Origin of the sequence: Elioraea sp. Yellowstone, assembly GCF_006704265.1 — a bacterium.
Lineage (GTDB): Bacteria > Pseudomonadota > Alphaproteobacteria > Acetobacterales > Acetobacteraceae > Elioraea.
On the sequence record NZ_VIKA01000040.1, the window covers coordinates 15,022 to 27,035 of the forward strand.

Here is a 12,014-nt window from a genome sequence, read left to right on the forward strand (position 1 = left end):
ATGGATGGTGCCCCCGCAAGCGAGGTCGCCGGTCACGTCATGCTCCACTTCGCCCAGTTCGGCGCCGGCCGGATCGGCGCCATCCATGCCGCCAACCTGGCCGCGCACCCGGCCGCCTCGCTGCGCCACGTGATCGACGTGGACCGCGCCGCGGCCGAGGCGCTGGCGGCCCGGCACGGCGCGCGCGTCTCGTCTGCCGAGGAGGCGCTGGCCGATCCCGAGGTGGGGGCGGTGATCATCGCCTCCTCCACCGACACCCACGCCGGGCTGGTGATCGCCGCGGCGCGGGCCGGCAAGGCGATCTTCTGCGAGAAGCCGATCGACCTCTCGCTCGCGCGCACCGACGCCGCGGTCGCGGCCGTGCGCCAGGCCGGCGTGCCGATGCTGGTCGGCTTCAACCGCCGCTTCGATCCCTCCTTCGCCGAGCTCCAGCGCCGCGTGGCGGCCGGCGCGATCGGCAGCGTCGAACAGGTGATCGTCACCAGCCGCGATCCCGGCCTGCCGCCGCTCTCCTACCTGAGGGGCTCCGGCGGGCAGTTCCGCGACATGACCATCCACGACTTCGACATGGCGGCCTGGCTTCTGGGCGAGGCGCCGGTCGAGGTCTTCGCCTACGGCGCCGCGCTGGTCGACCCCGAAGTCGGCGCGCTCGGCGACATCGACTCCTGCATGGTGCTCATGCGCACCGCCTCCGGCCGCATGGCGCACATCAACAATTCCCGCCGCGCCACCTACGGCTACGACCAGCGCATCGAGGTGCTGGGCAGTCTCGGCCGGCTGATCGCGGGCAACCGCACGCCCACGACGGTCGAGCAGGCCGATGCCGATTCGGTCCGCAGGGACAAGCCGCTGCACTTCTTCCTCGAACGCTATGCCGAGGCGTACCGGGCCGAACTGGCCGCCTTCATCGAGGCGGTGACGCGGGGCGCGCCGGTGCCGGTCGGCGCCGGGGAGGCGCGCGCCGCACTCGTGCTCGCCGAGGCCGCGCTCCTGTCGCTGCGCGAGCACCGCCCGGTCGCGGTCGCGGAGATCGGGTGATGTCCGCGCTGCCGCCGATCTCGCTCGCCGGCCGGGTCGTGCTGGTGACAGGTTCCTCGCAGGGCGTGGGCGAAGGGATCGCGCGCGCGGCCGCCGAGGCGGGTGCGACCGGCATCTGCATCACCGGCCGCAATGGTGCTCGCGCCGAGGCCGTGGCCGCGTCGCTGCGCGAGGCGGGCACGCGCGCCCATGCCATCGCTGCCGACCTCGCCGACCCGGATGCCTGCCGCCGGCTCGTGGCCGAGGCCGAGGCCGCGCTCGGCACGATCGACGGTCTGGTCAACGCCGCGGGGCTCACCGATCGCGGCCGGATCGAGGACACGCCGGTCGCGCTCTGGGACCTGCTCTTCGCCGTGAACGCGCGCGCGCCCTTCATCCTGACGCAGGAGGTGGTGCGCCGGCTCAAGGCCGCGCGCCGCCCGGGCGCGATCGTCAACATCATCACCATGTCGAGCCATGGCGGGCAGCCATACCTCACCGCCTATGCCGCCTCGAAGGGCGCGCTCGCGACCCTGACCAGGAACACCGCGCACGCGCTGCGGCACGACCGGATCCGCGTGAACGGCATCAATCTCGGCTGGACCGACACGCCGGGCGAGCACGCGATCCAGGCGCGCGACGGCCGCCCGCCGGACTGGCTCGCGCGCGCCGAGACCGCACAGCCCTTCGGGCGACTGATCCGCCCGCGCGACGTCGCCGGGCTCGCGGTCTATCTGCTCTCGGACGCCGCCGAGATGATGACCGGCGCGCTGATCGACTTCGACCAGACCGTGATGGGAGCCTACGACTGATGGACCGCGCCGAACTCGCGCGCCGCCGCGACATCGCCGCCGGGCTGGCCGCCGAGGCGGCCGCGCTCGCCGCGCGGATGCGCGCCGAGGGCCGCGGCACTGCGAGCCTGAAGGGCACGCAGGACTTCCTGACAGAGGCCGATGGTGCGACCGAGCGCTTCCTGCGCGACCGGCTCGGCGCCCTCTTCCCGGGCGAGGCGGTGCTCGGCGAGGAGATGGGGGGCGAGGTCGCGGGCGACGGTCCGCTCTGGGTGCTCGACCCGATCGACGGCACCTCGAACTTCGCGCGCGGCGGCGACCGCTGGTGCGTCTCGGTCGGGCTGGTGGCCGGTGGCCGCGCGGTCGCCGGGGCGGTGGCGCGCCACGCGCCCTCGGAGGTGTTCGCCGGCGCGGAAGGCTCGGGCGCGACGCTGAACGGCGCGCCGATCCGCGCCGCGCCGACCGAGGACATCACCCGCGCGATCGTCGAGGTCGGCTGGTCGCTGCGCTCGCCGCTCGCGGGGTTCCACCGCCTCGCCGAACGGGTGATGGCGGCGGGTGCGGGACTGCGCTGCGGCGGCTCCGGCGCCCTTGGACTCGTCGAGACCGCCTGCGGGCGGCTCGACGGCTATCTGGAGCTGCACATCAACTCCTGGGACGCGGCGGCGGCGCTGGCGATCGCGCGCGAGGCCGGGTGCTGGACCACGGATTTCGACAGCGGCGACTGGCTCGCCAGCGGCAACCCGATCGGCTTCGGCGCCCCTGCCCTCGCCGCCCGCCTCGCCGCGCTGCTTCAGGCTTGAGGCGGAACGTCATCGGGACTTAACTGTCCACGACCGAGAAGACCGGGCACCCAAGCGCGGCTCGGACAGGGAGATCACCATGACATCCAGACGCGTTTTCGCCGCCGCACTGTTCGCGGGAGCGCTCGCCGCCCTCGTGCCGGGGTCCGCGCGCGCCCAGGGACAGCTCACCGTCTATTGCTCGGTGCAGGAGGAGTGGTGCCGGCCGATGATGGCGGCGTTCGAGCGCGCCACCGGCATCCGTGTCGCGATGACGCGCAAGAGCTCGGGCGAGACGCTGACGCAGATCCGCGCCGAGGCGACCAACCCGCGCGGCGACGTCTGGTGGGGCGGCACCGGCGATCCGCACATGCAGGCGGCCGAGGAGAACCTGACCGTCGAGTACCGCTCGCCGCGCCTGTCGGAGCTGCATGACTGGGCGGTGCGCCAGGCGCAGCAGGCGAATTTCCGCACCGTCGGCATCTATGCCGGCGCGCTCGGCTACTCCTACAACGTGCCGGAGCTGCAACGCCGCCGGATCGAGGCGCCGCGCTGCTGGGCCGACCTCACCAAGCCCGAGTTCCGCGGCGAGGTTCAGGTCGCCGACCCCAACACCTCCGGCACGGCCTACACGCTTCTGGCGACGATCGTGCAGCTGATGGGGGAGGAGCCGGCCTTCACCTATCTCAAGGCGCTGCACCGCAACGTCAACCAGTACACCCGCTCGGGGGCCGCGCCGGCGCGCGCGGCCGCGACCGGCGAGACCTTGGTCGGCATCACCTTCCTGCACGATGCGGTGACGCAGAAGGTCAACGGCGCACCGGTGGAGCTGGTGGGCCCGTGCGAGGGCACCGGCTACGAGATCGGCTCGATGTCGATCATCCGCGGCGCGCGCAACCTCGACAATGCCAAGCGTTTCGTCGACTGGGCGCTGTCGCCGGAGGCGCAGGCGATCGGGGCGGAGGCCAAGGCGTACCAGCTCCCCTCCAACCGCAACGCGCCGATCCCGCCGCAGGCGCCGCGGTTCGAGGCGATCAAGCTGATCGACTACGACTTCGCGCGCTGGGGTTCGGCGGCGGAACGCAACCGGCTGCTCGCGCGCTGGGACCGCGAGGTCCGCGCGGCCGCACGCTGACGCGCTGAGCCGGGGCGCGCGTGGGCGCGCTGAGCCTCGCGCGCGCGGCCCTGGTCTGCGCGGCGCTCGGTCTGCTGATCCCGCCCTGGTACGGTCCGGACAGCGGCTTCACGACCTGGCCTGCGGGCGAGGCGGCGCCGCTCGTCCTGTTGCTCGCGCGCGGGGAGGCGTGGTGGCTCTGGCCGCTGCCGCTGATCCTGCTCGCCTGCGCGCCGGCGCTGCTCGGGCGACGCGCGGAGGGGCGGATGCTGGTCGCGTGCGGTGCGGCCGCGATCGCCTGGGTGTTCCTGCAAGGCTGGGCGATCGGCCTGCCGGGGACGGTGTGGAGCATCGCCGCGCCCTTCGTCGGCGCGGATGCAACCCAGCCGGCGCTCGGTTGGGGTGCGACCGCGCTGCTGACCGGTGCTGCCGGGCTGCTCGCCGCCGGGCTCGCCGCACGGGGCCGTTTCGGCGGCGATGCCTTCGTCGCCTTCCTGGTGACCGGCAGCGCGGCCCTGCTGATCCTGTTCGTGTTCGCCCCGCTGCTGACCATCCTCTCGGCCGCCGCGATCGAGGACGGCAAGATCGCGCCCGGCGCGCTGGTCGGAAGGTTCGCCGCGCCCGAGGCCTGGAGCCTCGCCTGCGTGACGGGCTCGCTCGGCTGCGGCGTGGTGTGGAACACCCTGGCGCTGGCGACGCTGACGGGCGTGCTTTCGACCCTGCTCGGGCTTGCCTTCGCGCTGCTCGCCGCACGCGCCAAGCTGCATCTCGGCGGGGCGTTCCGCGCGCTCGCGATCCTGCCGCTGATCACGCCACCCTTCGTGGTGAGCCTGTCGCTGATCGTGCTGTTCGGCCGCACCGGCATGGTGACCGAGGCGCTGAGCGCGCTGCTCGGCATCCCGCGCTCGCGCTGGATCTACGGATTGCCCGGCGTGCTGCTCGCGCAGCTGCTCGCCTTCACGCCGATCGCCTATCTGCTGCTCGAAGGCGCCGTGCGGCAGATCGCGCCGAGCCTGGAGGAGGCGGCCTCCACCATGGGCGCGCGGCGCTTCACCGTGTTCCGCACCGTCACCTGGCCGCTGCTGCGCCCGGGCCTCGCCGCCGCGTTCCTGCTCGGCTTCGTCGAGAGCCTCTCGGACTTCGGCAACCCGCTGGTGCTGGGCGGGGATTTCGACGTGCTGGCGACGCGGATCTTCTTCGCGATCGCCGGCGCGCGGCACGATCCCGGGCGCGCCGCGGCCCTCGCCCTGCTGCTGCTCGGCCTCACCTTGGGCGCCTTCGCGCTCCAGACCGCCTGGCTCGGCAGGCGCCGCTACGTCACCGTGACGGGCAAGGGCGATGCTGGCGTGCCCACCCCCTTGCCGCGCGGCCTCGCGATCGCCTGCGGCGCGGTCGCCTTCCCGTGGATGGCGTTCACCGCGATCGTCTACGCGATCATCATGCTCGGCGCCTTCGTGCACGACATCGGCCGCGGCGACATGACCTTCACCTGGCGGCACTACGTCACCGCCTTCGAGGTGGAGTGGTTCCAGGGCCTCGTGTTCCGGGGTGCTGCCTGGGACAGCCTGTTCACCACCATCGAGGTCGCGGCGATCTCGGCGCCGCTGACGGCGGGCCTGGGGATCCTGCTCGCCTGGCTGCTGGCGCGGCAGTCCTTCCCGGGGCGGCGCACGCTCGAATTCATGGCGATGCTGTCCTTCGCCATCCCCGGCACCGTGGTCGGCGTCTCCTACATCATGGCGTTCAACGTCCCGCCCCTGGAACTGACCGGCACCGGGCTGATCCTGGTGATCTGCTTCGTGTTCCGGAACCTGCCGGTGGGTGTGCGCGGAGGGATCGCGGCCCTGGCCCAGATCGACCGCTCGCTCGACGAGGCCTCCGCCACCATGGGCGGCGGCGCGGTCGCGACCTTGCGCCGCGTGATCCTGCCGCTGCTGCGCCCCGCCATCATCGCGGCGCTGGCCTATTCCTTCGTGCACGCGATGACGGCGGTCTCGGCGGTGATCTTCCTGGTCTCCGCACGCCACAACCTCGCGACCGTCTACATCGTCGGACGGGTCGAGGCGGGCGAGATCGCGCTCGCGATCGCCTATTCCTCGGTGCTGATCCTGATCATGCTCGCGGTGGTGCTGGGGATCGACAAGCTGGTCGGCCGCGCGCAGATCGGCCGCCGCGCACCCGCCGGCGCCATGCAGCCCGCCCCCGTTCCGGTGACCGCCTGACCATGGCCGACCCCGCGATCCGCTTCGAGCGCGTGACGAAATCCTTCGGCCCCGTGCGCGCGGTCGATGCCGTCAGCTTCGACCTGCCGCGGGGCGCCCTGGTGACGCTGCTCGGCCCCTCGGGCTGCGGCAAGACGACGACGCTCAGGCTGATCGCGGGGCTGGAGCTGCCGTCCGAGGGGCGGATCGAGATCGAGGGGCGCGACGTGACGCGCCTCGCCGCGGCCGAACGGCGCATCGCCATGGTGTTCCAGTCCTACGCCCTGTTCCCGCACATGACGGTGCTGGAGAACGTCGCCTACGGGCTGTCGGTGAACGGCGCGCGGCGGGCGGCGGCCGAGGCCGAGGCGCGGGCGATGCTCGCCTCGCTCGGGCTCGAGGGGTTCGAGGCGCGGCTGCCGGCGGAGCTCTCGGGCGGGCAGCAGCAGCGCGTGGCGGTGGCGCGCGCACTCGTCTTGCGGCCCAAGGTGCTGCTGTTCGACGAGCCGCTGTCGAACCTCGACGCGCGGCTGCGCCGGCGCGTGCGCGAGGACATCCGCGACCTGCAACGCCGCCTCGGCCTCTCCGTGGTGTACGTGACGCACGACCAGCAGGAGGCGCTGGCGGTGTCGGACCTGGTGATCGTGATGCGCGACGGGCGGATCGCGCAGATGGGCCGGCCTACGGAACTCTACGAGGACCCGGCGGATTCGTTCGTGGCCGACTTCATGGGCGAGGCGAACGTGATCGCGGGCGAGGTGCTGGCGGCGGAGGGGGGGCGGGCGCGGCTGCGAGTCGGCGGGGTGGAGGTGGAGTCCGCGATGCGCGCGCACCCGCCGGGCCCCGCCACGCTGGCGGTGCGGCCCGAGGCGGTGACGCTGGCGGAGGCGGGCGGGGTGCCGGGGCGCGTGGTGCGCGCGGCGTTCCTGGGCCAGACGCGGGAGTACGAGGTGGAGACGGCGGCGGGGATGCTGTTCGTGATCGCGCCCGCCTCGGCGCGGGCCTTCGCGGAGGGGGCGGCGGTGGGGTGCCGGTTGGAGCGGGTGATTCCGTTGCGGGGGTGAGGGGGGGAGCAGCCGAGCCCGCCTCTTGGAACTTGCCCTCTGGGCAAAAAATGGCCGGGAGGCTCAAGGTCCAAAATGGACATTGGCGCGTCCGATATGGACGCTTATATGTCCGTCTCGGACATTCATGGAGGTCTGCATGCGCTACGCATTCTGGAACAACAAGGGAGGCACGGGAAGACGAGCCTGTGCTTCCAGGCCATCTGCGGCTTTGCTGAAAAGCACCAAAATCAGCGCATTCTGGTAGTCGACGCATGCCCGCAGGCGAACCTATCGGAGCTACTTCTAGGCGGGTTGACAGGAATGGGTAGCCAACATTTGCTGCAACAACATGGAGCAGTACCCCGCAGGAGTCTGGGCGGCTACTTTCAGCAACGGCTCTCGTCACCTTACAACGTGCCGACGTTCCAACCCCAAGACTTCATTGCCACACCTTCAACCCTTAATAGTGCCATACCGAATAATATTCACTTGGTGTGTGGTGACCCTCTGCTAGAATTGCAATCAAATGCAATAAATACACTTTCAAATACACAGATTCCAGGGACTAACACATGGATTTCGATAGTAGATTGGATCAGCGACTTCCTCAATTCTCTAGGAAGCACCTACGATACGATCTTCATTGATTGCAACCCAAGCTTCTCGATTTATACTCAGATTGCACTCGCTACCGCTGAGCGGCTGGTATTGCCGGTAATGGCCGATGACTCTTCTCGGCGCGCGGTCCAGAACGCACTCTCACTGCTCTATGGGTTGAGCCTGCCTTCCCCGATCTATGCGACCTACGCTTTCAACACAAAGTTAACGCAGGCAGGCAGAGCGCTTCCGCAAGTCCATTTGATCGCTAAGAACCGAATTACACAGTACATGGGACCAGCATCGGCATATGCGGCAGTGCTGACTGCGATCGATAACGATATCAATGCGTTGCTGGCAACCCATCCTAACCTCTTCACGTTCAATAACATGGCCAACGGTACCGCTCAGATACGTGATTTTCAGACCACAGGCGTCGTCGCGTTTGCCAAGGGACTACCCTTCTCCCGCCTGAAGTCTGGCAAGCAGTCGATCAACAACCGTCGTGTCCAGGTGAAGGAGGATTATAGACGTGCTGTCGTCAAATCAATCGACAGTCTTGTTGCCAAGCTGTAGAGGGCGGGAGAGTTTGCTGTACGCTCCCGCCGCGTCGACGGAACTGACGGCGACTCTCGCTCCGACCTCGGCCTACCAATCTGATGTGCGTCATTTGGCGGAGGATCTTAGCGACCCGGAAGAGGTTGGAGCCGCAGTCGAGCCGAGGGACGAACCGGTGACCCCACCCCTTGCCCCCCCGCCCCGGCCGCCCTATAAGCCGCGGCTCTGCGCGCGCCGGGCCCCTGGGGCATGCCCGGCCGCCTCCGGTCGCGCCCGCGCGACCCCCTCGGACGAAAGGATGGTCAAATGCCCAAGCTCAAGACGAAATCGAGCGTCAAGAAGCGCTTCAAGATCACCGCCTCGGGCAAGGTCATGGCCGGGCCCGGCTTCAAGCGCCACAACCTCGCCTGCAAGCCGCAGAAGATGAAGCGCCAAGGCCGCGGCTTCCGCGTGCTGGAGGACCAGGACGCGCGCACGGTGAAGCAGTGGGCGCCCTACGGGCTCTGATCGCGGAAGGACGCTAGACCAATGGCACGCGTGAAGCGGGGCGTGACGGCCCATGCCCGTCACAAGAAGGTCCTCGGGCAGGCGAAGGGCTTCCGGGGCCGCGCCAAGAACACCATCCGGATGGCGAAGCAGAAGGTCGAGAAGAGCCTTCAGTACGCCTACCGCGACCGCAAGGTGAGGAAGCGCGAGTTCCGCGCCCTCTGGATCCAGCGCATCAACGCCGCCGTGCGCGAGAAGGGGTTGACCTACAGCCAGTTCATCGCCGGGCTGAAGGCGGCCGGGCTGGAGCTCGACCGCAAGGTGCTGGCCGAACTCGCCTTCAACGAGCCGGCGGCGTTCGCCGCCGTCGTGGACAAGGCCGCGGCCGCGCGCGCCGTCTGATCCGCTCCGCGCCGGCGGACGCCACGCCGACCCTGCCCGCGCGGAGCAATGGACAAGGACGACGTGAGAGGGCTGCCGGCCTGCCGGCGGCCCTTTCCGCATGGGACCTCCGATGATCGACGATCTCGCCGCCCTGCGTGACGAAACCCTCGCCAGGATCGAAGCCGCCGGCGACCTCGCCGCGCTCGATGCCGTGCGGGTCGCGGCGCTGGGCCGGAACGGCGCGGTGACGGCGCTGATGAAGGGTCTCGGCGCCGTCGCCCCCGAGCGGCGCAAGGAGCGGGGTGCGGCGCTGAACGCGCTGAAGGACGCCATCGCCGCGGCCATCGAGGCCCGGCGCGCGGCCCTGGAGGACGCGGCCCTCGACACGCGGCTCGCGGCCGAGCGGCTCGACATCACCCTGCCGCCCCGCCCCGGGGCGGAGGGGCTGATCCACCCCATCAGCCGCACCATCGAGGAGATCGTCGCGATCTTCGGCGCGATGGGCTTCACGGTCGCCGAGGGCCCCGACATCGAGGATGACTGGCTGAACTTCGGCGCGCTCAACATCCCCGCGCACCACCCCGCGCGGCAGGACCACGACACGTTCTACATGCCCGGCCGCACCCCCGAGGGGCGCGAGAAGGTGCTGCGCACGCACACGAGCCCCGTGCAGATCCGCGCCATGCTGGCGACACCGCCGCCGATCCGCGTGATCGCGCCCGGCCGCACCTACCGCGCCGACCATGACGCGACGCACAGCCCGATGTTCCACCAGGTCGAGGGGCTGGCGATCGGGCGCGACATCACGCTCGCGCATCTGAAGGGCTGCATCGTCGACTTCCTGCGCGCCTTCTTCGGCATCCCCGACCTGCCGGTGCGCTTCCGCGCCTCCTACTTCCCGTTCACCGAGCCCTCGATGGAGGTGGATATCGGCTGGAACCGCCGCACCGGCGAACTGGGCCGCGGCGGGGACTGGCTGGAGATCCTCGGCTCCGGGATGGTGCATCCGAAGGTGCTGGAGGCGGGCGGGGTCGATCACACCGCGTGGCAGGGCTTCGCCTTCGGCATGGGGATCGAGCGCGTGGCGATGCTGAAGCACGGCATCACCGATCTGCGCCCGTTCTACGAGAGCGACATCCGCTGGCTGCGCGCCACCGGCTTCCGCCCCGAGGATGTCGCGAGCCTCGCGACGGGGCTGTCCTGAGATGAAGTTCACGCTCTCCTGGCTGAAGACGCATCTCGACACCGAGGCCTCCGTCGAGCGCATCCTCGACACGCTGAACGCGATCGGGCTGGAGGTGGAGGGGGTCGAGGATCGCGGCGCGGCCCTCGCCGGGTTCCGCATCGCCCATGTGGTGGAGGCGAAGCCTCACCCGAACGCCGATCGGTTGCGCGTCTGCAAGGTGGATGGCGGCGACGGCAGGCTCCTCAACATCGTCTGCGGCGCGCCGAATGCGCGCACGGGCATGAAGGCCGTGCTCGCCCTGCCCGGCGCCTTCATCCCCGGCACGGGGATCACGCTGAAGGTCGGCCAGATCCGCGGCGAGCCGTCCGAGGGAATGCTGCTCTCGGCGCGCGAGATGAAGCTCGGCGAGGATCACGACGGCATCGTCGAATTGCCGGCGGATGCGCCGGTCGGCGCCGAGTACGCCCGCTGGGCGGGGCTCGCCGATCCGGTGATCGAGATCGCCGTGACGCCGAACCGCGGCGATGCGCTCTCCGTGCGCGGGATCGCGCGCGACCTCGCCGCGGCCGGGATCGGCACGCTCCGGCCCTGGTCCGCGCCCGCCGTGCCGGCGGCGTACCGGAGCCCGATCGCCTGGGCCACCGAGACCCCCGCCTGCCCCTGGGTGCTGGGGCGCCACTTCCGCGGCGTGCGCAACGCGCCGTCACCGGAGTGGCTGAAGCGGCGGCTGGAGAGCATCGGGCTTCGGCCGATCAGCCGGCTGGTGGACATCACCAACTTCTTCACCTTCGACCTCGGCCGGCCGCTGCACGTGTTCGACGCGGCGAAGCTCGCGGGCGGCGTGCTGACCATGCGTCCGGGCCGCGGTGAGACCTTCGCCGGGCTGCACGGCAAGGCGGTCACCGCGACCGAGACCGACACCGTGATCGCCGACGCCTCCGGCGCGCTCGCGCTCGCCGGCATCGTGGGCGGCGAGTCCACCGGCTGCACCGAGGAGACGACCGAGGTGTTCCTCGAGGTCGCGCTGTTCGATCCCGTCGCGATCGCGAACACGGGGCGGCGCCTCGGCATCCAGACCGATGCGCGCTACCGCTTCGAACGCGGCATCGACGCCGGACTGATGCGCGCGGCCACCGAGGCGGCCACGCGCATGATCCTCGATCTCTGCGGCGGCGAGGCGTCCGAGGTGGTGGAGGCCGGCGCCGAGCCGGACACGCGCCGCACCGCCACGCTGCGCTTCGCCCGCCTCGCCGCCTTCGGCGGCCTGCCCGTGCCGGCGGAGGAGGCGACGCAGATCCTCGAACGGCTCGGTTTCGTGCCGACCGCGCGCGACACCGACCGCGTCACCGTCGCGGTGCCGTCCTGGCGCAACGACTGCGCCGGCGATCCCGACGGCCAGGCCGAGTACGACCTGATCGAGGAGGTGCTGCGCATCGTCGGGCTGGAGACCGTGCCGGCGACCCCGATGCCGCCCCTCGTCGACGAGGCAGGGCGGACCCGCACCATACCGCCAGTGGCGGTCACCACCGGGATGGCGCGCGCGATCACCGCCCGTCGCGTGCTGGCCGGACGCGGCATGACCGAGTGCGTGACGTTCAGCTTCATGGACAGCCGCGTGGCCGCGCTGTTCGGCGGCGGCGATGCGGCGCGCATGCTGGCGAACCCGATCGCCTCGGATCTCGACGCGATGCGCCCGTCGATCGTCGGCACGCTGGCCCTCGCCGCGGCGCGCAACGCCGCGCGCGGCCACCCGGATGTCGCGCTGTTCGAGACCGGCCCCGCCTTCCAGGGCGGCGAGCCCGGCGAGCAGACGCTCTGCGCCGCCGGCCTCCGCGCGGGTGCGACGCCGCGG

11 protein-coding genes are annotated in these 12,014 nt (G+C 71.0%); all 11 read left to right on the top strand.

All coding sequences use genetic code 11. The features are described 5' to 3' along the window. Positions 1-39: 39 nt before the first annotated feature. The gene (gene iolG / locus FK498_RS08070) at positions 40-1,038 is read left to right on the top strand and encodes an inositol 2-dehydrogenase (RefSeq protein WP_141853379.1); all 999 of its coding nucleotides are present in this window, start codon (positions 40-42) and stop codon (positions 1,036-1,038) included. Further along, the gene (locus FK498_RS08075; RefSeq protein WP_141853381.1) at positions 1,038-1,829 is read left to right on the top strand and encodes an SDR family oxidoreductase; all 792 of its coding nucleotides are present in this window, start codon (positions 1,038-1,040) and stop codon (positions 1,827-1,829) included. Before iolG ends, FK498_RS08075 begins: the two co-directional genes overlap by 1 nt. Continuing rightward, entirely contained in the window at positions 1,829-2,611 is a 783-nt protein-coding gene (locus tag FK498_RS08080) for an inositol monophosphatase (RefSeq protein ID WP_141853383.1), read from the top strand. The genes FK498_RS08075 and FK498_RS08080 overlap by 1 nt, the downstream gene beginning before the upstream one ends. Before the next feature lie 79 nt (positions 2,612-2,690). Next, positions 2,691-3,725: an ABC transporter substrate-binding protein gene (locus FK498_RS08085; RefSeq protein WP_141853385.1), complete on the top strand. Its 1,035-nt coding sequence runs from the start codon at positions 2,691-2,693 to the stop codon at positions 3,723-3,725. A 20-nt stretch (positions 3,726-3,745) separates the two neighbouring features. Further along, positions 3,746-5,926 (top strand): iron ABC transporter permease, encoded by a 2,181-nt coding sequence (locus tag FK498_RS08090; RefSeq protein WP_141853387.1) that lies wholly within the window; start codon positions 3,746-3,748, stop codon positions 5,924-5,926. A gap of 2 nt (positions 5,927-5,928) precedes the next feature. Next, entirely contained in the window at positions 5,929-6,969 is a 1,041-nt protein-coding gene (locus tag FK498_RS08095; protein ID WP_141853389.1) for an ABC transporter ATP-binding protein, read from the top strand. 108 nt (positions 6,970-7,077) lie between these two features. Beyond that, entirely contained in the window at positions 7,078-8,124 is a 1,047-nt protein-coding gene (locus tag FK498_RS08100; protein WP_141853391.1) for a ParA family protein, read from the top strand. A gap of 288 nt (positions 8,125-8,412) precedes the next feature. Further along, the gene (gene rpmI / locus FK498_RS08105; protein WP_141853393.1) at positions 8,413-8,613 is read left to right on the top strand and encodes a 50S ribosomal protein L35; all 201 of its coding nucleotides are present in this window, start codon (positions 8,413-8,415) and stop codon (positions 8,611-8,613) included. 21 nt (positions 8,614-8,634) lie between these two features. Then, a complete protein-coding gene (gene rplT / locus FK498_RS08110) occupies positions 8,635-8,994 on the top strand; it encodes a 50S ribosomal protein L20 (RefSeq protein ID WP_141853395.1) in 360 nt (119 codons plus the stop codon). A gap of 112 nt (positions 8,995-9,106) precedes the next feature. Beyond that, positions 9,107-10,180 carry a phenylalanine--tRNA ligase subunit alpha gene (pheS, locus tag FK498_RS08115; protein ID WP_141853397.1) on the top strand — a complete coding sequence of 358 codons (1,074 nt, stop codon included), beginning with the start codon at positions 9,107-9,109 and terminating at the stop codon, positions 10,178-10,180. A 1-nt stretch (position 10,181) separates the two neighbouring features. Next, a partial coding sequence (pheT, locus tag FK498_RS08120) for a phenylalanine--tRNA ligase subunit beta (RefSeq protein WP_141853399.1) occupies positions 10,182-12,014 on the top strand: 1,833 nt, incomplete at its 3' end.

Bases quoted from the DNA above. Each gene is read 5' to 3' on its own strand.
- FK498_RS08075 (WP_141853381.1), top strand. From the start codon at position 1,038: ATGTCCGCGCTGCCGCCGATCTCGCTCGCCGGCCGGGTCGTGCTGGTG.
- pheS (WP_141853397.1), top strand. From the start codon at position 9,107: ATGATCGACGATCTCGCCGCCCTGCGTGACGAAACCCTCGCCAGGATC.
- FK498_RS08080 (WP_141853383.1), top strand. From the start codon at position 1,829: ATGGACCGCGCCGAACTCGCGCGCCGCCGCGACATCGCCGCCGGGCTG.
- FK498_RS08085 (WP_141853385.1), top strand. From the start codon at position 2,691: ATGACATCCAGACGCGTTTTCGCCGCCGCACTGTTCGCGGGAGCGCTC.
- rplT (WP_141853395.1), top strand. From the start codon at position 8,635: ATGGCACGCGTGAAGCGGGGCGTGACGGCCCATGCCCGTCACAAGAAG.
- iolG (WP_141853379.1), top strand. From the start codon at position 40: ATGCTCCACTTCGCCCAGTTCGGCGCCGGCCGGATCGGCGCCATCCAT.
- FK498_RS08100 (WP_141853391.1), top strand. From the start codon at position 7,078: ATGTCCGTCTCGGACATTCATGGAGGTCTGCATGCGCTACGCATTCTG.
- FK498_RS08095 (WP_141853389.1), top strand. From the start codon at position 5,929: ATGGCCGACCCCGCGATCCGCTTCGAGCGCGTGACGAAATCCTTCGGC.
- rpmI (WP_141853393.1), top strand. From the start codon at position 8,413: ATGCCCAAGCTCAAGACGAAATCGAGCGTCAAGAAGCGCTTCAAGATC.